Genomic DNA, 20766 nt, shown 5'->3' with positions numbered 1-20766 from the left:
TCCGTCCCTGATTTTTAGCCGTGATGGCTTGCAAGCCATCCCTCCATCCAGGCACCGGACCTCTTCACCGCGTTGCCGTTGCCGCGGTGTTCATCAGCATCTCCCCGATCACCTCTTCCGTCGACGGCTGTCCCAGCAGGTAACCCTGCGCCATGTCGCAGCCGAACTGCTTCAGCAACAGCAGCTGTTCGTCGGTTTCCACGCCTTCGGCCACCACGGCCAGTTTCAGTCCGTGCGCCATCGCGATGATCGCGCGCGTGATCGCCGCGTTCTCGGAATCCTGCGGCAGGCCGCTGATGAAGCTCCTGTCGATCTTCAGCGCGCGCACATTGAAGCGCTTCAGGTAATTCATCGACGAGTAGCCGGTGCCGAAATCGTCGATCGACAGGTAGACGCCGATCGCCCGCAACTGTTCCAGCGTGGCCAGCGTGGCCTGCGCGTCGTCCATCAGCGTGCCCTCGGTCAGTTCCAGTTCCAGCAGGCGCGGGTCGAGGCCCGTTTCCTCCAGCACCGCGAGCACCGTCTGCGCCAGGTTCTCGTCCTTGAACTGCCGCGCCGACAGGTTCACCGCCACGCGCACGGCGCGGCCGCATTCGTCGTGCCAGGCGCGCGCCTGCATGCAGGCGGTGCGCAGCACCCAGGCCCCGATCGGCACGATCAGGCCCGTTTCCTCGGCCAGCGGAATGAAATCGTCCGGTGAAATCATGCCGTGCTCCGGGTGCCGCCACCGCAACAGTGCTTCCACGCCCACCAGCCGCGCGCTGGGCACGTCGATCTGCGGCTGGTACTGCAGGTACAGCTCGTTGTTCTGCAGTGCCTTGCGCAGCCCGATCTCCAGCTTCACGTGGCTCATGATCTGCGTGGTCAGCGCGGAACTGTACAGCTTGGCGTTATTCTTGCCGCAGTTCTTTGCGTGGTACATCGCCGTGTCCGCGTACTTCAGCAGCGAAGAGGAATCGTCGCCGTCCTCGGGGTACAGCGAAATGCCGATGCTGGCGGTGACGAAGATCTCGTGTCCGTCCAGGTGGAACGGCCGGCGCATCGCATCCTTCACGCGGTGGGCCACGTTCAGCGCATCTTCCGCGCGGTCCAGGTCGGGGATCAGGATCGTGAATTCGTCCCCGCCCAGTCTGGCCAGGTTGTTGCCGCGCCGTTCCGGCCCGCCCCGCGGCGGCACGTCGCCGATCCCCGGATGCGCCACCACGTCGCCGGGGCGGATGGTTTCGTGCAGCCGCTCCGACACCACCTTGAGCAGCAGGTCGCCCACGTTGTGGCCCAGCGTATCGTTGATGCGCTTGAACGAATCGAGGTCCATGAACAGGATCGCGAACTTGCGGCCGTGCTGGCGCGAGCGCACCAGTTCCCGTTCCAGCATCTCGAGGAACGCCTGCCGGTTCGGAATACCGGTCAGGCTGTCGCAGTACGCCAGGCGCCGGATCTGTTCCTCCGTGCGCTTGCGCTCGCTGATATCGCGCACCAGCCCGAGTACCTCGCCGGCACCGGTGCTGACCAGGCGGGCCTCGAAGTGGTGCACCATGTCGTCGCGCTCCAGCGCGTAATCGACCGAGCGGATCGCCTGCGTGTCCAGCACTGTCTGCAACTGGTCGAGCAGGCGGTCGGCGATCGGGCGCGGCAGCACGTCGCGCACATGCCGGCCCACGCACTGCTGCTGCGCGAACACGGCGCCGGGATCGTGGCCCTGTTCGTAGTCGAGGTAGACGCCATCGGGGCTCATGCGGAAGAAGGTATCCGGGATCGCCGCGAGCACGGCACGGTTGTGCGCATCGGCGATCCGCAGGCGGGCGATCGCGTCGCTGGCGCGCAGCACGTACAGCACGCGGTGGCCGAGGATCGGCCAGTTGATCGGCTTCGAGACGAAGTCGGTGGCGCCGGCCTCGTAGGCCTGCGTGACCGCTTCCAGGTCGTCGCCGCCGGTCACCATCACGATCGGCACGCTGGTCATGAGGCCGCGCGCCTGCTCGCGGGCGCGGATCTCGCGGCACACGTCGAAGCCGTCCATCCGCGGCATTTCCACGTCGAGCAGCACGAGGTCCGGCACCATCCGGTCGAAGCAGGCCACGGCCTGTTCGCCGTCTTCGGCTTCGACCGCATCCAGACCCACCTGGGCCAGCATTTCCAGCATCACGAGGCGCATGACGGGATCGTCGTCCGCCACCAGCACGGTACCGCGTCGGGGGTGAGGGGCACAGCCATTCTAGGTCTCCTTGGCGAACATGGAAGAGAGCGTGTCACGCACCGCCGAGAACTCCTGCTCCATCGCGGCGAGCAGGACGGCGGCGCCGCCGGTGGTGTCGGTGCGGCCCAGCTGTTCCATGTCCTTGCTCAGCTGGGCCAGTGTATCGGCGCCGACATTGGCGCTCGAGGATTTGAGGCTGTGGGCAGCCTTGCGGATCGATCCGGCATTGCCGGCGGCGATCGCGTCGTGCAGCGATGCCAGGCGCCGCGGCGTGTCATCGATGAAGGCGTGCAGCACCCGTTGCAGCAGGATTTCGCCCTTGTCCGCGTTGAGGGCGCGGATCGCCTCCAGCGCGCGGCGGTTGATCGAGCCGTCGGCGGGCCTGGCGGCGCCGGCGCCGTCAGGCCGCGGCGGCGCGGTGGCGCCGGTGGCGGCCGGGGCAACCGGCGCCGCGCCGGCGAATCCGGCTGCCTGCGCGGCCTTGCGCACGTCGCCATGGTGCAGCAGCGCGGCGCGCGGCAGCGCAACCCAGCGTGCCAGCGTTTCGCACAGCATCGCCTGCGTGAACGGTTTCGACAGGTAGTCGTCCATGCCCGCCGCCAGGCAGGTCTCGCGGTCGCCCTGCAGTGCGTTGGCGGTGATCGCGATGACCGGCAGGCCGCGCTGATGACCGTGCTGCTGTTCGTGGCGGCGGATCTCGGCGGTGGCCGCCATGCCGTCCATGACCGGCATCTGGCAGTCCATCAGCACCAGGTCGAACTCATCGGCCTTCACGGCGGCCAGCGCTTCTTCGCCGTTGCCGACGCGCGTCACCTCGAGGCCCAGGTTTTCCAGCATCGCGCAGGCCACTTCCACGTTGACCGGATTGTCCTCGGCCAGCAGCACCTTGTGGCGGTGCGGCGCCTCCCGGCCGGGTGCCAGGCGCCGGGACGGCAACAGCTGCTGCGATGCATGCGGCTGGGCATGCAGGTGAGCGTGCAGGTGAGCATGTGAAGCGGTGCGCACCCCTTCGCTGGCGCGCAGCGGCGTGACGATGCAGTCGTACAGGTCGCTTTCGCGCGCCGGCTTGATCAGCTGGAAAGCCACGCCGGCCTCGCGGCGCTGCACGGTGTCGGCGGCGTTGCGTTCGGTCGACAACAGCAGCAGCCGCACCGCCGCCAGCGCCGGGTCGGCCTTGATGTCGGATGCCAGCACCAGGCCGCCGATCTGCGGCAGGTCCATGTCCAGCAGCGCCACGTCGTAGGGCTGGCCGCAGGCGATCGCGGCGCGCTGCATGTCCAGGCATTCGTCGGCGCTTTCGGCGCTGTCGCATTTCAGGTGCCAGCGCGCCAGCAAGCCTTCCAGCGCGGTGCGCGAACCGGCATCGGCGTCGACCACGAGCGCGCGCAGACCCTTGGTGGTCTTCTGGTTGAACGATGCATCGTCGGCATCCACGCGGCGCTTGTCGAAACGCACGGTGAACCAGAAAATCGAGCCGCGCATCGGCGCGTTGTCGATGCCGATCGCGCCGCCCATCAGCTCCACGAGCTGCTTCGAGATCGCCAGCCCGAGGCCGGTGCCGCCGTGCTTGCGGGTGGTGGAGCCATCGGCCTGCGAGAACGAATCGAAGATGCGGGTACGGGCCTCGCGCGACACGCCGATGCCGGTGTCGTGCACCTCGAAGCGCAGCCCCACAGCTTGCGCATCCTCGTTGATGACGGCAATCCGCACCATGATGCGGCCGGCGTCGGTGAACTTGATGGCATTGCCCAGCAGGTTGACGATCACCTGGCGCAGCCGGTTCGGGTCGCCGATCACGGCCACCGGGATATCGTGCGCGATCGCGAAGTCCAGTTCCAGGCCCTTGGCCTGCGCCTGCGGCGTAAACACGTAATCGATGTCGTCGAGCAGTTCACGGAAATTGAAATGGATGTATTCCACGGTCAGTTTGCCCGCCTCGACCTTTGAAAAGTCGAGAATGTCGTTGATGATGACCAGCAGGTGATCGCCGGAGCGCTTCACCATGCTGGTGTAGTGGCGCTGCTGCTCGGTAAGCTCGGTGGCCAGCAGCAGTTCCGTCATGCCCAGCACGCCGTTCATCGGCGTGCGGATCTCGTGGCTCATGTTGGCCAGGAACGCGCTCTTGGCCTGGCTGGCCGCCTCCGCCGCGTTCTTGGCTTTCTCCAGCTGCTCGGTACGCACGCCCACCTGGCGTTCCAGCTGGTCGCGGTATTGCGCCAGCTTGGTATCGCGCTGTTCGATCTGGGCCAGCATTTCATTGAAGCTGTCGATCAGCACGCCCAGCTCGTCGCTGCGCTGGTGCTGCACCTGTGCATACACCTGGGTGGACGACACGCGCTGCGCGGCCGCGATCAGCTGGCCGATCGGCTGCGCGATACTGCCCTTGAAGCGGCCGGCCAGCACCAGCGCCACCACGAACGAAATGCAGGTGGCGAACGCCGTGATGCCCAGGCTTTCCAGCATGCCGAGCCACACGCGTCCGGCACTGGCCTCGATCATCACGGCGCCGACCATGTGGCCGGCCGCGCGCACCGGCCGCATCACGTGGATCGAACCGACCAGCCGTTGTGCATACGGCTGCGCCGGCGGCGATGACGGCGCCGCATCGAGTTCCGCCATGGCTTCCGCCGCGAGCCGCGGCACCGGCACGGTGCCGCCGGCCGGGAAGGTGGCGAACGGCTTGCCGTTGCGGTCGTACAGCACCGCCTGCGTGATCTCGTCCTGCACCACGAGAGCCGCGAGGGTCTGTTCGGCCGTCACGCGGTCGGCATACAGCAGGGGCGCGACGCTGTTGACGCCGATGACGTCGGCCAGCGAAGTGACCTGCCGGGCCTGGTTTTCCGTATGGCTGAACACGGAGGTCAGGGCAAAAGCGGCAAAGACCAGCAACAGCGCGCTGCCGGTGGACAGCACCGAGATCAGGGTCAGTTTCCTGCTCAGGCCGGAACTTTCAAAGTTGAGCATGTCGGCCGCCGCGCATAGGTGTTGGTAATGAATTCCACGCAGCAACTTTATCTGTTCAGGAATCCGACACCTTGAGCTTGCTCTACGTTCCCGGTCTTAATTTTCCTGTTGTAAATACCGCATTGCCAGTTGAATACTTATCAAGCTAGACTCGGCATTTGATCCGGAGACAGGCAGACCATGAGCGAGAATGGAAACAGCAACGGCAATGGCATCGACGCCGCCTTCTGGGAGAGGGCGGACGCGATCATCCACCTGGCCAACGAACAGGGCACCCAGGCGCCGAACAGCAATGTGAGCGCCTCGCTGCTGTACGCCGCCTCGCGCTTCAACGCCTTCATCGTGGCCAACGGCGCCAGCGATGCCGCAACGATGAAGGCCGACAGGGAAGAAGCGATCCGCTACTTCACCGAGGAGTACCGGAAGATGCTCAGCCAGAACCTGGACGACTACATCGAAAATTTCGACGGCTACCTGCCGCGCGCCGCGCAGGGGTAACGCGGGAGTCGTTCAAATAGTGGAAATGCAGGGACAGACCGATCACATGGCGGGTGCCCGAGGCAACCTGCGGCGTCGACGGCCTGGTGTCGGACACCGGCTCTTCGGTGTCGGACACCGGTTTTCAGCGCCGAAGCCGGCAAAGTATCGGCGAAAACCGGTGCCCCCGCCTGGGAGGTCGGTTCGCCGCAGCAGTCCGATATATTAACAACCCGAACGCCAGATCGCGTTACCGACCGGCATCAGGAACCGTCCCTGTTTTGTAATGCGGGCGCCGTTCAAGGCGCGGCCGGCGGCGCGCCCAATGCCTTCAGCCGCTCGACGGCGTTGGCGTTCTTCGGATCGAGCGCCAGCGAGCGCCGGTAATTGTCGATCGCCGCTTCGCGCTGGCCGGCCCTGGCCTGCGCTTCGCCAAGGCTGTCGTACAGGTTGGCGTCCTTCGGGTACAGCTGCGTGCCGAAGCGGAAGATGGCCACCGATTCTTCCGTCATCCCGTCGCGCAGCAATTCGTAGCCCCAGCCGTTGATGTCGTGCGGTTCGAGCTTGAACCCGGCCCCTTGCGCCTTGAACTCCTCGTGGATCGCCGCTGCCTTGTCGAAGCCGCGCGCGGCCAGTTGCCCGACAAAGTTTTCCAGCGTGGGCGGCACGCCGCCGCCGCGCCGCGCCTCGAGCGACGCCATGTGCTTCGGCACGCCGTTCGCGGCAGGCTTGCTGGCCATGAAGGCGCGCGCCGCCGCGTCGTCCTTTAGGTAGGCGTCGAGGAACTGGCGCACGTAGCGCGCCGTCCAGCCATAGGCCTGCGTGACTTCGTCGCGGCTGTATTCGTCGAATTGCGCGTCGCGCGCCAGGTGCAGCCCGTCGGCGGCAAAATTCTGGTGCGCCATCGGGTGCATCGTCATCACATACATGTCGCCGTAGGTCATGCGGTTCAGCAGGCTGAAATCCGTGCTCTTCTCCTTCCGGCTCAGTTCTTCGATCGAGGCGGGGCGCTGTGCCACATACAGCATCGGTACCGCCAGCCGGGCCGGCGTCACGTAAGGAATCGCGGCCTTGCCGCCATCGACCAGTTGCGGAAAGTAGCGCACCGAGCCATCCAGGCTTACAAGAGCCTTGATGCGGTCGTCCTTCGCGGCGGCCACCACGTTGGCCAGCCCGCCCCAGCTGAAGCCCGCCACCGCCAGCCGCCCCGCATCCGCATTGGGCATGGTGCCGGCCTGCGAGACCAGCCAGGCGATGTCGGCGGCCTGGGTTTCCACGCCTTCGATATCGGCCGTCATCGACCGCTGTCGTGCGCCCTGCGAGGCACTGGACAATACGATGTAGCCGTGGCTGGCCAGGTACTCGCACAGGTCGGCATTCTCCGCCGCCGTGGCGCTGAAGCTCGGCGCGTAGATCACGACGGGGAATTTTCCCGCCTGTGCCGGCGCATCGCGCACCGCCCGCATCGGCGCCGCCAGCGCGTGCGCGCCGACCGGCCAGCCTTGCGTCTGCTCGGCCAGCCGGGTGTCGGTCTTGCGCCGCACGGCGGCCGCGTCGAGCGTCAGGTCCGCCTCGGTGGCGGCGGTGACGTAGTAGTCGCGGAAGGTCACGGGCTTGCCGCCGCGCGCCGCCGGATACCACACCAGCACCTGCATCGGCCGCGCCCGTTCGCCGCTGGATGGCTTGCCGGTGACCAGCGAGACGCGCGTCCTGTACACGCGCGAGCGGTCGTACTGCTGTTTCACTTGCAGGCCCACGGCATGGGGGCCCTGCGGGAGCGGGAAGACAAAGGTGTCGGCGGCTTGCGCGGCGGTCGCGGCGCAGAAGATCAGGGCAAACAGGGCGTGGCGCATGGCGGAAGGGAAGGGGAGCAAAGAAACAGTATAGAAGAGCTATGGCGCTGCAAGTCTCTCGGATTGTCACGAGGCTGCCCGCCACGAGCGCAAACGGCCCGGCCGCTTGCGCGACCGGGCCGTCCATCGTCACCGGCGATCGTTACCGGTGATCGCTACCGGCGAATATTACTTCGGGCGCTTCAGCAGCAGCCGCCGCGCTTGCCGGCACCGCCGTAGCGGGCTTCCTGGCGCTCCCTGAAGAACTCCTCGTAGCTCATCACCGGCTGGTCCGGATGGGTGGCCTGGCAGTGCGACACGTAGGTATCGTACTCCGGCAGGCCCACCATCAGCCGCATGCTCTGGCCGAGGTAGCGCCCGGCCTTGACGATTTCATCGAACATCGCGACCTCGCATGTGTCACTTCGCCGGCATCAGCTGCGCCGGCGTCTCCCTGTGGCTCGGATGGGCGGCGGCGTTGGCGCGCAGCGCCATGCGCACGCCGAACACCAGTACCGACAGCACCACCACCATGAAGAACGCGGCCAGGCTGGCATTGATGTAATCGTTGAAGATCACTTGCCCCATCTGGTCGAGCGACTTGGCCGGCGCCAGGATTTCACCCTTGTCCAGCGCCGCCGAGTACTTGTCGGCGTGGGCCAGGAAGCCGATCTTCGGATTCGCGTCGAACACTTTCAGCCAGCCGGCGTACAGCGTGCAGATCAGCAGCCAGATCGTGGGCACGATCGTTACCCACGCATAGCGGGCGCGCTTCATCTTGAACAGCACCACGGTGGCGAGGATCAGCGCGATACCGGCCAGCATCTGGTTGGCGATGCCGAACAGCGGCCACAGCGTGTTGATGCCGCCCAGCGGATCGACCACGCCCTGGTACAGGAAGTAACCCCACGCGGCCACGCACAGGCCGGTGGCCAGCAGGCTGGCGAACACGTTGTTGGTTTCCTTCAGCGCCGGGGCGAAGGCGCCCAGCAGGTCCTGCAGCATGAAGCGGCCGGCGCGCGTGCCGGCGTCCACCGCCGTGAGGATGAACAGCGCCTCGAACAGGATCGCGAAGTGGTACCAGAACGCCATCATGGACCTGCCGCCGATCACGTTGGACAGGATGTGCGCCATGCCCACCGCCAGTGTCGGCGCACCGCCGGCGCGCGAGATGATGGTGTGCTCGCCCACATCCTTCGCGGTCTGGGTAAGCATTTCGGGCGTCACGTAGAAGCCCCACTGCGAAATCGCCGCCGCCGCCGATTCGGCGGTGGTGCCGATCAGCGCGGCCGGGCTGTTCATCGCAAAATAAATGCCCGGCTCGATGGTGGAAGCGGCGATCAGCGCCATGATGGCGACGAACGATTCCATCAGCATCGCGCCATAGCCGATGAAGCGTGCGTGCGTTTCATTCTCGATCATCTTCGGCGTGGTGCCGGAAGAGATCAGCGCGTGGAAGCCGGAAACGGCGCCGCAGGCGATCGTGATGAACAGGAACGGGAACAGGTTGCCGGACCAGACCGGGCCGGTACCGTCGATGAACTTCGTCACCGCCGGCATCTGCAGGGTCGGCGCCACGATGATGATGCCCAGCGCCAGCGCCACGATGGTGCCGATCTTCAGGAAGGTCGACAGGTAGTCGCGCGGCGCCAGCAGCAGCCACACGGGCAGCACGGAAGCGATGAAGCCGTAGCCGATCAGCATCCAGGTCAGCTCGGTGCCGGTGAACATGAACAGCGGCGCCAGCGCCTCGTGCTCCTGTACATACTGGCCGCCGACGATGGCCAGCATCAGCAGCACGAAGCCGATGATCGAGACCTCGCCGATGCGGCCCACGCGGATATAGCGCGAGTACAGGCCCATGAAGATGGCGATCGGGATCGTTGCCATCACGGTGAACGAGCCCCACGGCGAGCCGGTGAGCGCCTTCACGACGATCAGCGCCAGCACCGCCAGGATGATCACCATGATCATGAAGGTGCCGAGCAGCGCGATATTGCCGGGAATGGGACCCAGTTCGGACTTGATCAGGTCGCCCAGCGAGCGGCCGTCGCGGCGCATCGACAGGAACAGCACCATGAAATCCTGCACGGCGCCGGCGAATACCACGCCGGCCAGGATCCATAGCATGCCCGGCAGGTAGCCCATCTGCGCGGCCAGCACCGGGCCGACCAGCGGGCCGGCGCCGGCGATCGCGGCGAAGTGGTGCCCGAACAGCACGTTCTTGTTGGTGGGGACGTAATCGAGGCCGTCGTTGTGCTTGTATGCCGGCGTCATGCGGCGGGCGTCGAGCTGCATCACATCGCGCGCGATGTACAGGCTGTAGAAGCGGTAAGCGATCAGGTAGACGCAAACGGCGGCGATGACGATCCAGATGGCGCTGATCGGTTCGCCGCGCTGCAGTGCGACCACGCCCAATGCACCTGCGCCGGCCAGCGCAAGCGCCGCCCAGCCGAATTTCTTCAAAACGGGATTCATGTGTTTCCTCCAGAGTGTGGTGCCGAGTCACGGTGTTGGTTCCGCGCTAAGCTTATATTAAGTATTCATCAATTGCATATCTATCACAAGAGCACTTCTACGCAGATGCGCTGCGTAGTATTACTTAGAAGCCGCGGGGGGTGCGCAACGTACAATCGCGCCATGAAACTGCGCCAGAAAGTCATCTTCCTCGCGATCACGCCGCTGATCCTGGCCCTGTGCGCGATCGCGCTGGCGGTGTGGCAACAGTCCGCGCTGCTGGCCACGCAGCAGAAAGCCGCCATCGAGCAGGCCTACCGGGCCAGCAAGGAGGCGGAACTGAAGCACTACGTGACGCTGGCCTCCCACTCCATCGCCAGCCTGTATGAATCCGGCCGCACCGATGCCGCCACGCTGGCCGAGGCCAAGCGCATCCTCGCCTCGCTCAGTTTCGGCGACGACGGTTATTTCTTCGTCTATGACATGGCCGGCAACAGCCTGATGCACCCGCGCCAGCCGGAGCTGGTGGGCCGCAACCTGTACGCGATGCGCGACAGCGCCGGCAACCCCACGCTGGTGCGGCTGCTGGCGCGCGCCAGGGCGGGCGGCGGGCTGGAACGCTACCAGTGGGTCAAGCCCTCCACCCGGCAGGAGTCGGCCAAGCTGGGCTACGTTGTGCCGCTGGAGCGGTGGGGCTGGATGCTCGGCACCGGCATCTACCTGGACGACGTGGAGCGCGCGCTGGCCAGGATCGACGCGCAGCAGCGCGGCAATATCCAGAACACCATGCTGTGGATCGCGGCGATCGCGATCCTCTCCGCGCTGGCCGTGGGATTTTCCGGGCTGGCGCTGAACGTTTCCGAATCGCGCGTGGCCGACGCCAAGCTCAAGGCGCTGGCGCAGCGCGTGGTGGAATCGCAGGAAGAGGAGCGGGCGCGCCTGTCGCGCGACCTGCACGACGGCATCAGCCAGTGGCTGGTGTCGATCAAGCTGCAGATCGAGGCGGGCATCGAGCGGCTTTCCGGCCAGCCCGGCCTGGCTGTCCAGCAAAGCGAACAGCAACAGAAGGCCCTGGCCGTGTTCGAGCACACCGCCGAACAGTTGAACAAGGTGCTGGGCGAGGTGCGCCGCATCTCGCACAACCTGCGCCCGGCGGTGCTGGACGATATCGGCCTGGCCCCGGCGCTGGCGCACCTGGCCGAGGAGTTCCAGCACAGCAGCGGCATGCCGGTGCGCCTCGCCGCCGAAGGCAACACGGGGCGGCTGCCGGAAATGGCGAACACGGTACTGTTCCGGATCGCCCAGGAAGCGCTGACGAACATCGAGCGCCACGCGCAGGCCAGCGAGATTGCCATCGCGCTGACCGGCGGCGCGCACGGCGTGACGCTGTCGGTAGGCGACGACGGCGTGGGCTTCGACCCGGCCGACATTGCCCAGCACCCGAAACGCGGCATCGGCCTGCGCAACATGATGGAACGGATGGAGGCGATCGGCGGCCGGCTGGTGCTGGAATCCTCTCCGGCCGGCACCACGGTGCGGGCGCATATCGACTATGGAACTTGAGATGACGATCAGGATACTGCTGGTGGACGACCACCCGCTGGTGCGGGACGGCCTGCGCGCGCGGCTCGAAGCCGTGCCGGGCTTCGAGGTGGTGGCGGAAGCGGGCAGCGCCGCCGAGGCGCTGGAAGCGGCAAGCGTACATGCGCCGGCGCTTGTGCTGATGGACATCAACATGCGCGGCACCAATGGCATCGAGGCGACGGCGGCCTTCCGCGCGCGGTTTCCCGGTATCGCCGTACTGGTGCTGTCGATGCACGACAAGCAGGAATACGTGTCGCAGGCCATGGGCGCAGGTGCCCGCGGCTACGTGCTGAAGGATGCGCCGGGCAAGGATATCGTGGTGGCGATCGAAACCGTGATGTCCGGCGGCATCTACTACAGCGCCGCGCTGGCCCGGCAACTGGTGCGTGCGCCGTCGCAGGAAGAATTGACGGTGCGCGAACAGCAGGTACTGCGCCACATCGCCAACGGCGAGTCGAACAAGCAGATCGCGCGCGAACTCGACCTGTCGGTGCGCACCGTGGAAACGCATCGCCTGAACATCAAGCGCAAACTGGGCATCGAAGGGCAGGCCGGGCTGATCAAGTTTGCAGTGCAGCATGCACGTGACATTTAATCGCTTTAAAGTCACAATTTAATGTTGTTTGTATTGAACAGTAGGTGATGCATATAGGAACACTCTATTGTGCGCTACGGGTAGGGTAATGATTTTCTGATATATTCCTGAGTGCATCTTTTGCCCTTATGAAATATCCGACAAGAAATATTTTACGTGTTGCCCTGCGCAATTAGGGTTTTTGTCCGTTAATCCTGTAATCACCACTGCGCATAACTGCACCGAGAAAACGATGTCCGAACCCGACCTGTTCCCCGTGCTGGGACTGGAAGCCGTAGCCGACGCCAGGCATCAGTGGACCGCCCTGGCGGTCCATCCACACGCATCCACCCCCTGCGCAGCCCTGCTGGCGCTGCTCGCCCGGCCGGATTGGCAGGCCGCGCTGGCGCCCCTCGACTGCATCGTTTCGCTGGCCGATCCGCTGAGCATCGACGCAACGCCCGCGGCGCCGGCGGCACCGCTGCCGGCCACCCGGATCGTGCTGCACGTGCCCGCCGCCGTGCTGCAGGATGCCGCCGTGCGCAAGCATTGCGGCGTGCTGGCCGAGCAGGGTTACCGGTTGCTGGTGGAAGGCGAGGCGGGCATTCATGCCTCGCAGGCGTCGATCCGCGGCATCGCCCATGGCGGCAATGGCCTGCCATCCACGCTCTCGTTGCTGAGTTTGCCAGGCCCGTACTGGGCCCACGACGTGGACGACGCCGCCCGCTACGCCGCCTGCCGCGAAGCCGGCATGGACTGGTTCAGCGGCGCATATTCGCGGCGCCGCGCCCCCGACGCCGGCGACGGCACTTCGCGCAAGCGCCTGCTCTCGCTGCTGGGCCTGCTGGCACAGGACGCCGACTCGCGCGAGCTGGAAACCCTGCTCAAGCAAGACCCGGCGCTGAGCTATCACCTGCTCAAGCTCGTCAACTCCGCGGCCTTCGGCTTCACCAACCCGATCCACCATTTCGGCCAGGCGATCAACGTGCTGGGCCGGCGCCAGCTGCAGCGCTGGCTGCAGCTGCTGCTGTACGCGCGGCCGCAGCACGACGGCACGCCCAACCTGCTGCTGCCCGAAGCGGCACGGCGCGCAGGGCAGATGGAAGCGCTGTGTAAGCTGCTCGGCGGCGACCGTGACCGGCAGGACATGGCCTTCGTGGTGGGTGTATTCGCGCTGCTGGACGAACTGCTGGCCATGCCGATGGCGGAGATCGTGGCGGCCCTCACGCTCGACCTGGAAGTCGTCGGCGCGCTGCTCGACCGCAGCGGCCCGCTGGGCGACATGCTGGCGCTGGTGGAGCAGCCGGTTCCCGACCCGGCCCGCATCGCCGCGCTGGGCCTGACGAACGAGCAGTTCTGGCACAGCCAGCTGCAGGGCTGGCACTGGGCGATCCAGGTGAGCAGGACCATTTGATGTCGCTGCACCCGCCCTCCGTCTATCCTGCCGGTGATTTTCTCGACAGCAGCGCCGCCCTGTGCGACGCCGTGCTGCGCCTGCGGGGCCCGGCGCTCTCCGCCGAACTGGGCCGCATCGCCGGCGAAGTGACGCATAGTCCGTGGGCCCGCTACGTGCCGGCGGACGCCGCACCCGCGGCGCTGGCGCCACCGGGTGCCCTGGTGCAGGAAGTGGCGCACGACGGCAACCGTTTCGGGTGCTTCGAGGTGGCCGGCGGCGGCAACGGCGCGACGGAACGCCGGCACCTGGAAAGCCTGGCCGCCCTGGCGGCCAGCGTGCTGCAGGTGCACTCGCTGGCGCAGCGCTCCACCCATGCCTATGCCCAGGTGGAAGCGCTGCTGCAGCACCAGGCGCAGATCCTCGACCAGATCCACGAATCGGTGGTCACGATGGACCAGCATGGCTTCATCACGAGCTGGAACAAGGGCGCGGAGCGCCTGTTCGGCTACACCTCGGTGGAAGCGATCGGCCGCAACATCCTGTTCCTGTACGACGACGAGGACCCCACCTTCCACGACCCGTTCCTGCAGCAGGGCGGGCGCCTGATGGAAGTGCGGCGCAAGAAGAAATCCGGCGAAGTGTTCTGGGCCAGCCTGTCGCTGTCGCCGCTGTTCGACGCGAACGACAATTCGAGCGGCCTGGTCGCCTTCCTGACCGATATCACCGAGCGCAAGCAGGCCGAGGAGCGCATCCACCACCTGGCCTACTACGACGCGCTGACCGGCCTGCCGAACCGCACGCTGTTCACGAAACTGGTGGATCATGCCGTGGCGGTGGGCCAGCGGCACAAGACGCATGGCTGCGTACTGTTCGTCGACCTGAACCGCTTCAAGCTGATCAACGACACGCTGGGCCGGGTGGCCGGCGACCAGCTGCTGCGCGAGGTGGCCCAGCGTTTTCGCCTGGTGCTGCGCGAGCAGGACGTGGTGGCGCGCCTGAACGGCGACGAATTCGCGGTGGGGCTGTTCGAAGTCTCCCAGCATTACGAAGCCGGCATGGTGGCGCAAAAGCTGATGGCATCGCTGGCGCAGCCGTTCCGCATCGACGGCCACGATCTGCGCGTGGGCGCCGCGATCGGCATCAGCGTCTACCCGCAGGACGGCCTGGATGCCGAAACCCTGCTGCGCCAGGCCGACATCGCCATGTACCGCGCCAAGCAGGGCGCCGAGGTGGATGGCGTGGCGTTCTACAGCGAGGACATGAACGCCGGCATGCACGAGCGCATGCGCATCGAATCGGGCCTGCGCGAAGCCCTCGGCAGCGGCCAGCTGCTGCTGCACTACCAGCCGAAATTCTCGATCGACGAAGGCCGCATCATCGGCGCCGAAGCGCTGGTGCGCTGGAAGCACCCCGAGCACGGCCTGATCCCGCCCGGCGACTTCATTCCGCTGGCCGAAGCCACCGGCCTGGTGGTGCAGGTGGGCGAATGGGTGCTCGAAGCCGTGTGCGCCCAGGCGCAGGCCTGGAAGCGCGCCGGCCTCGCGCCGATCCGGCTGGCCGTGAACGTCTCCGCCCGCGAATTCACCGCCACGCTGCCGCACCGCGTGCAGGACACGCTGCGGCGCTACGACCTGGAACCGGCCTGGCTGGAGCTGGAAATCACCGAGAGCACGCTGATGCACAACATCGACCGCGTGATCGCCATCATGGACCGCGTGTCCGCGCTGGGCGTGACACTTTCGCTCGACGACTTCGGCACCGGATATTCGAGCCTCTCGTACCTGAAGCGGTTCCCGATCGACACCCTGAAGATCGACCGCTCGTTCACCACCGGCATTCCATCGGACACCAACGACTGCGCCATCGCCAGCACGATCATCAGCATCGCCAACCAGCTGGCGCTGCGCGTGATCGCGGAGGGCGTGGAAACCACCGAGCAGCTGGCGTTCCTGCAGCGGTCCGGCTGCAACGAGGTGCAGGGCTACCTGTTCTCGCGGCCATTGCCGCCGCTGGACTTCGAGCGCACGTTGCGGGAGAAGGGCTGGGCGGTTTCCACAGCGCGCTCTGGCGGTGGGGAATGATTTCTGTATAATGCGGGGCACTTCCAGCTTGCGTCATGTGGCTGGGGGATAGAAGGAAGCGTGGCCGAGTGGTTGAAGGCAGCAGTCTTGAAAACTGCCGACGGTGTGAGCCGTTCGTGAGTTCGAATCTCACCGCTTCCGCCAGGAAATAAAAAAGAACGCCGCCCCCTCAGGGCGGCTTTTTTTTATTTCGTGGCGGAAGCGAGGAGAGTGCCTGCGCACTCTCCGCGTGAGATTCGAAGACCAACGCGCCTACCAGCGCGGGGCTCTCCGAATCGCCCATCTGTCGTCGGGAAGTCATTTCCCGCTTTGCGGGCAATGCCTTCCCAACGGCCTGGCGCGCCGAGGGCGCGCTCTTCACTCCGTTCAATGCGCTGGCCGCCGCCGGCTTGCCGGCGGCGGCCAGCGCTCCGAGCTGCGCGGCGAAGCGTATCGCGCCATTTCCAGAAAAATCCAGGTCCCGCAAACGCGTACGAAAGCATCGAGAAGCCGCAGGAAGGTATCGGCTGTGACGCTCGCACAGTGCAAGAACCAGGCTTGCTGTCGCCGTTATGCTGTGGATTTCAAGAAAACCAAACGTAGCGCAAACCACCTTCGCAACCCGCACGCTCAGACGATTCGCAGCCTATCTGGAATCATCCGCAGCAGGCGCTCCCGGGCGTTCAGGTCCCGCAGCGCCGGGCGTACCATGCGCCGTGCTGGAGCCTTGGGTAATGTAATACCAGCTCGAACTGTCATGGCCGCCGCCGACGTCCAACTGTTCGATGCGACCGCAGACGATGCATGTCCTGCGCTGGTCCCATTCGTGAGTCGACATCACCCACTGGTGAACCACAGGTTTCGCACGCTCGGTGGATCGCGCCGCGATCGGCACCAGGGCATGCAGAATCGACTTAATGGAAAGCATTTTTTATTTCCAAATAAAATCATTATGAGTGCATCAGTATGGCGCGGCCAGTATTGGAGTCAAGAAATTTATGTGTCTGCTGTTGCATTGCCGGCATTGCGCAGGCGGGACGATTCGATGGAGACGATCGCCTGTGAATGATCGGCTTTTGAAGCAGTCCCGTCTTGACTGGATTCAATGGTTCGACACGCGGCGCCACGATATTCCGGGCAACTTTTCCAGACCGCCGCACTCGCCGGCGTTAAAATCCCACCATGAACGATCTTGATTTCGCACGGCGTGTCTCGGAACCTGTCAGGGTGCTGTACGCCGAAGCAAAGCGCAGCCGCCATCAATTTCCCCGCAATACGCTGATCGCAGCCAGGTCGCTGGCCAGTCTGTGCTGCGACATCCTGCGCACCGACGCCGCGGGAGACTGGCCCGTGGGCCTCGACGACAAGATCCGCGAGCTGGGCAGGGCGCACAGCATCAATCCCGGAACACGGCACCGGCTCGACCAGTTGCGCAGGTGGGGCAACCAGGCTGCGCATCCCGAGGCGGGCATGGTCGACGCCACGCAATTCAGGGGCCTTGCGGGCCAGGCGCTCGACGTCGTACTGGAACTGCTCGAGACGGCATTTCAGGTGCGGCATGTGGGTGCGGCGCTGCCACGCTATGAGATCGCCGACGAGGACCCGTATGTGCTGTCCGAAGCCTGTTTCCGCGCGGTCATCGAAAATAGTGCGCCCGACCAATACCTGGTCGCGCTGACCCTGCAGGCGCAGCTCTCGGCGCAGATCGCGCACGCAAAGGCACAGCCGGACGCGGATGCGCAACTGCTTGCGCTCGAGGTCGCGACCCGGGGGACGGAGGATCGCGTGCTGGATCTGCTGCGCTATGCCAGCGACGCGGGGCATCCGGCAGCGCGCTACAAGTACGGCCTCGCGCTGTCCGAAGGGCAGCGTGGCGAGAGCATGATGGCATTCGGGCGACACCTGATTGCCCTGGCGGCCAGCGACGATGATATCGACGCGCTCGCCTGGTGTGGCCGCGATGCGATGTTCGGCCTGCACGACAACCCTGTCGATTACGCGCGGGCGCGGCAATACCTGGAGCGCGCAGCGGCGGAAGACCATCCGATGGCCCTGACGCTGCTGGCCGAGATCTGGCGCTCGGGCCTGGGCGTGGCGCCGGACCCGCACGCGGCGTTCAAGCTCGCGTTGCGGGCGGCGGACGCCGGCTATCCATCGGCGCAGTACGAAGTGGCGTTCGCGATGGCGCGCGGGGAGGGCACCGAGCCGGACCAGGCTGAGGCATCGAAATGGCTGCGGCGGGCCAGCGACGCCGGCTTGAGCACTGCGCAGTATGTGGTTGCGAAGAGCATCCTGAGTGGCGAGATGGCGGGAACCCAGGAAGAGGTCGAACGCCTGCTGAAGGATGCGACCCGCACCGTCACCATGGCGCACCTCGATCTGGCCGAGCTCTACATGCAGAAGAACGACCTGCGGCAATGGATGGATGCCGCCGTCATGATCCAGCATGCCTACGAACGGGCCCTGGCCGAGAACAACGAAAAAGTAACGCAGCGTTGCCTGACCATGGCGCCCGGCGCGATCGCGCGGCTGGAAGCGGCGCATGCCAGCCTGCCGGACGAGCTGGCCACGGATTTCCTGCTGGCGCGTTTCATGTTCGACGAAGAGCGCAAGCCCTACCCGGACCGGGGGCAGCGCATCGGCCGCTGGATCGATGTGAGGAATGAACTGTTGCGTGTCAGGCATACCGGGCTGCCGGCGGAACAGCGCTTGATGCGCGAGCTCGCCTCGGGCATGGGTGCTCCGGCGCCGCGTGCCGCGATCGACGTGCGGCCCGCTGTTCCCGAGCCTGTCGCACAGCGCGTCACGGTGGCGAAGGTCGGTCGCAACGAGCTCTGTCCCTGTGGCAGCGGCAAGAAGGCAAAGAAGTGCCCGTGCCCGGTCAACAGGATCCTGTCGCGTTAAATCGTCACGCTGCCGCATGAACAGCCATGCAGGTAGCCGGGCCGCCTCGTCTATTCAGTTGATTCCCTATGGAAATAAAGCCGCATATTGCATTGCTATCGGGAAAAATTCCGTCGCTTGCAAGAGAAAATATTATTTTTCTTAAGGAACTTATAATAAACTGTTGACAAGCAGACGTGCCCTGAATTACATTGGCAGCTCGACAACAAATCTAGCATGAGAGAAAACAAATGAAACTGCAATCCCTGATTCTGGCAGCAATCCTGAGCACCTCCTTCGGCAGCGCGATGGCTGTCGACTACACGTCGCCAACGATCGTCCTGGAAGCCGGCGCCGACAACTGGACCGCCGACTTCGGCACCAGCCACACCATCGGCAACTTCACCGATACGTTCACGTTCAGCTACAGCGGCGTGTCCGCCGATGCAACCGGCTTCGTGCGCAACGTGCAAAACAAGAAAAGCAACATCGACTTCTACTCGGCAACGCTGAACGGCGTGGCCCTGGACCTGGCCAACGGTGCCAAGTACTCCGATATCGATTTCGCCGACCTGCCAGTCAACGGCACGCTGACCCTGGTCATCACCGGCAAGGCAACGGGCGACATCGCCAGCTACGCCGGCACGATCGACGTGACCTCGGCTGTTCCTGAGCCAACCACCTACGGCATGCTGCTGGGTGGCCTGGGCGTCGTCGGCTTCCTGGCCCGTCGTCGCAAGGCATAATTGCCTGCGGTTCTCAGGCTGGATGAAAAAAGACGCCGCGGCGTCTTTTTTTTTCGTCCGTCGGTAAAACGGCACTGTGCAATGCGGCGTGCACAGTAACGTGCAAATCGGCCAGACTTGCGCATTGCATCGGCGCATCAGCCGCCTGCCGCGCGCCCCTTCGCCGCCTGCAGCTTCACGGTCTTCGCCAGGTCCGCCAGCGTCACCCGTCCGAACCGCTCCAGCAGCAGCCGCTCCGCCTCCCGCATCGCGTCGCCCAGTTCCGCGTTGACGGCCCGCTCCACCAGGCAATCGGCGTGTTCGCCGGTGGTCCCCAGTGCGAACACGGGCGGATCTCCCAAGGCATGGTGAATATCGAGCAGCGTGACCTCGGCCAGCGGCCGCGCCAGGGCCCATCCCCCGCCATGGCCCTTGCCCGACTGCACATACCCGTGTTCGCGCAGCCCCGCCATCGTCCGCCGCACCACGACGGGATTCGTGTTCAGCATCCCGGCAATCGTTTCCGATGTGGCGGGAGCGTCGAGGCTGTCCATATGGATCAGTACGTGAAGCATGCGGGAAAGGCGGCTGTCGTGTCTCATGCCGCGATCATAGCAAACACGCGCTAACGTAACAATCACAGTTGCATGATAACGATTTTGCGTTATCATGTAACTCCGTAAAGTACATAAGGAGTGATCATGTTCGATGCCATCGTCGTAGGGGGCGGTTTCGCCGGCCTGGCCGCCGCGCTGCAACTGGCGCGGGCGCGCCGCGCCGTGCTGCTGGTCGACGCGAACCAGCCGCGCAACCGTTTTTCCGCCAGCGTGCACGGCTTCCTCGGCCATGACGGCAAGCCGCCGCACCAGATCCGCGCCGAGGCCCGGCAGCAGCTGGCACGCTATCCGACCGTGACGTTCGCGGACGGAGCGGCCACGGCGGCCATCCGGTCCGGCGGCGGCTTCATCGTGGAAATCGAAGGCGAGGGCGGCCAGCACCAGGAACGCGCCCTCCGCCTCGTGCTGGCCGGCGGCGTGCGCGACGAACTGCCGGCACTGCCGGGCCTGGCGGAACGCTGGGGCCGCACCGTCATCCATTGCCCGTATTGCCATGGGTACGAGGTGGCCGGGCAGACGCTGGGCATCCTGGGCGGCGATGCGATGTCGGCGCACAAGGCGGCGATGATTCCCGACTGGGGGCCGGCGATCCTGTTCACGCAGGGCGGCGAGGAACCGGCGACGGAGCAGGGAGCGTTGCTGGCGGCGCGGGGCGTGACGATCGAGCGCACGCCCATCGTTGCACTGTTGGGCAGCGCGCCGGGACTGGACGCCGTATGCCTGGCGGATGGCCGCATGGTGCCGCTGGGCGCGCTGTTTGTCTCGCCCCGGACGCAGCCTGCCAGCCCGCTCGCCGGGCAGCTCGGCTGCGCGTTCGACGAAGGTCCGTTCGGTCCCTGCGTGCGCGTCGACGAGCGCAAGGAGACCACCGTGCCCGGCGTGTTCGCGGCCGGCGACATGGCGACGCCGGTGCACAGCGCAATGCTGGCGTCCGCCGCCGGCATGCTGGCCGGGGTGCATGCGCACCAGTCGCTGGTGTTCGGCTAGTTCCCCTGGCGTT

Annotated in this window: 15 protein-coding genes and 1 tRNA gene; 10 read left to right on the top strand and 6 right to left on the bottom strand. The window is 65.6% G+C overall.

Annotated features, from left to right (window positions below; all coding sequences use genetic code 11):
* Nucleotides 1-64: 64 nt before the first annotated feature.
* Together GJV26_RS05330 and GJV26_RS05325 are read right to left on the bottom strand one after the other, a co-directional pair.
* The gene (locus GJV26_RS05330) at nucleotides 65-2155 is read right to left on the bottom strand and encodes a putative bifunctional diguanylate cyclase/phosphodiesterase (protein WP_155707919.1); all 2091 of its coding nucleotides are present in this window, start codon (nucleotides 2153-2155) and stop codon (nucleotides 65-67) included.
* Nucleotides 2156-2215: 60 nt separating this feature from the next.
* A complete protein-coding gene (locus GJV26_RS05325; RefSeq protein WP_155707918.1) occupies nucleotides 2216-5161 on the bottom strand; it encodes a response regulator in 2946 nt (981 codons plus the stop codon).
* Nucleotides 5162-5341: 180 nt separating this feature from the next.
* Between GJV26_RS05325 and GJV26_RS05320 the strand changes: the two genes are divergently transcribed.
* Nucleotides 5342-5659 carry a DUF3144 domain-containing protein gene (locus GJV26_RS05320; RefSeq protein ID WP_155707917.1) on the top strand — a complete coding sequence of 106 codons (318 nt, stop codon included), beginning with the start codon at nucleotides 5342-5344 and terminating at the stop codon, nucleotides 5657-5659.
* Between the two features lie 278 nt (nucleotides 5660-5937).
* Here GJV26_RS05320 and GJV26_RS05315 read toward each other — a convergent pair whose 3' ends face one another.
* From GJV26_RS05315 to GJV26_RS05305, 3 genes are all read right to left on the bottom strand, one after another.
* Nucleotides 5938-7491, bottom strand: a complete 1554-nt coding sequence (locus tag GJV26_RS05315) for a CocE/NonD family hydrolase (protein ID WP_155707916.1) — start codon at nucleotides 7489-7491, stop codon at nucleotides 5938-5940.
* Nucleotides 7492-7673: 182 nt separating this feature from the next.
* Nucleotides 7674-7874, bottom strand: a complete 201-nt coding sequence (locus GJV26_RS05310; protein ID WP_155707915.1) for a YbdD/YjiX family protein — start codon at nucleotides 7872-7874, stop codon at nucleotides 7674-7676.
* 16 nt (nucleotides 7875-7890) lie between these two features.
* Nucleotides 7891-9948, bottom strand: coding sequence for a carbon starvation CstA family protein (locus GJV26_RS05305; RefSeq protein ID WP_155707914.1), 2058 nt, complete (start codon nucleotides 9946-9948; stop codon nucleotides 7891-7893).
* 162 nt (nucleotides 9949-10110) lie between these two features.
* On the opposite strand from GJV26_RS05305, the gene GJV26_RS05300 reads away from it, so the two are divergent.
* The 8 genes from GJV26_RS05300 to GJV26_RS05265 all read left to right on the top strand — a co-directional run bounded on the left by GJV26_RS05300 (nucleotide 10111) and on the right by GJV26_RS05265 (nucleotide 19170).
* On the top strand, nucleotides 10111-11490 hold the full coding sequence (locus GJV26_RS05300) for a cache domain-containing protein (RefSeq protein ID WP_155707913.1): 1380 nt from the start codon (nucleotides 10111-10113) through the stop codon (nucleotides 11488-11490).
* A 1-nt stretch (nucleotide 11491) separates the two neighbouring features.
* Complete coding sequence (locus GJV26_RS05295; RefSeq protein ID WP_229419180.1) at nucleotides 11492-12106, top strand: response regulator; 615 nt, start codon at nucleotides 11492-11494, stop codon at nucleotides 12104-12106.
* Between the two features lie 232 nt (nucleotides 12107-12338).
* Nucleotides 12339-13499, top strand: a complete 1161-nt coding sequence (locus GJV26_RS05290) for an HDOD domain-containing protein (protein ID WP_155707911.1) — start codon at nucleotides 12339-12341, stop codon at nucleotides 13497-13499.
* Nucleotides 13499-15562 (top strand): putative bifunctional diguanylate cyclase/phosphodiesterase, encoded by a 2064-nt coding sequence (locus GJV26_RS05285; protein ID WP_155707910.1) that lies wholly within the window; start codon nucleotides 13499-13501, stop codon nucleotides 15560-15562. Before GJV26_RS05290 ends, GJV26_RS05285 begins: the two co-directional genes overlap by 1 nt.
* A gap of 54 nt (nucleotides 15563-15616) precedes the next feature.
* A tRNA-Ser gene (locus tag GJV26_RS05280) sits at nucleotides 15617-15706 on the top strand.
* A 592-nt stretch (nucleotides 15707-16298) separates the two neighbouring features.
* On the top strand, nucleotides 16299-16610 hold the full coding sequence (locus GJV26_RS05275) for a hypothetical protein (protein ID WP_155707909.1): 312 nt from the start codon (nucleotides 16299-16301) through the stop codon (nucleotides 16608-16610).
* A 113-nt stretch (nucleotides 16611-16723) separates the two neighbouring features.
* The gene (locus GJV26_RS05270) at nucleotides 16724-18445 is read left to right on the top strand and encodes an SEC-C metal-binding domain-containing protein (RefSeq protein ID WP_155707908.1); all 1722 of its coding nucleotides are present in this window, start codon (nucleotides 16724-16726) and stop codon (nucleotides 18443-18445) included.
* A 230-nt stretch (nucleotides 18446-18675) separates the two neighbouring features.
* Entirely contained in the window at nucleotides 18676-19170 is a 495-nt protein-coding gene (locus GJV26_RS05265; protein ID WP_229419179.1) for an FxDxF family PEP-CTERM protein, read from the top strand.
* A gap of 137 nt (nucleotides 19171-19307) precedes the next feature.
* Here the strand turns inward: GJV26_RS05265 and GJV26_RS05260 are convergent, their stop codons facing one another.
* Nucleotides 19308-19751, bottom strand: a complete 444-nt coding sequence (locus GJV26_RS05260; RefSeq protein ID WP_155707907.1) for an Rrf2 family transcriptional regulator — start codon at nucleotides 19749-19751, stop codon at nucleotides 19308-19310.
* Between the two features lie 96 nt (nucleotides 19752-19847).
* Here GJV26_RS05260 and GJV26_RS05255 point away from each other — a divergent pair, with 96 nt between their 5' ends.
* The gene (locus GJV26_RS05255) at nucleotides 19848-20753 is read left to right on the top strand and encodes an NAD(P)/FAD-dependent oxidoreductase (protein ID WP_189442119.1); all 906 of its coding nucleotides are present in this window, start codon (nucleotides 19848-19850) and stop codon (nucleotides 20751-20753) included.
* Nucleotides 20754-20766 lie beyond the last annotated feature (13 nt).

The sequence above is a fragment of the Pseudoduganella dura genome, from assembly GCF_009727155.1.
Classification (GTDB): Bacteria; Pseudomonadota; Gammaproteobacteria; order Burkholderiales; family Burkholderiaceae_D; genus Rugamonas; species Rugamonas dura.
The sequence above is the reverse complement of the archived record's forward strand: the minus strand, read 5'-3'. Positions and strand labels throughout refer to the sequence as shown.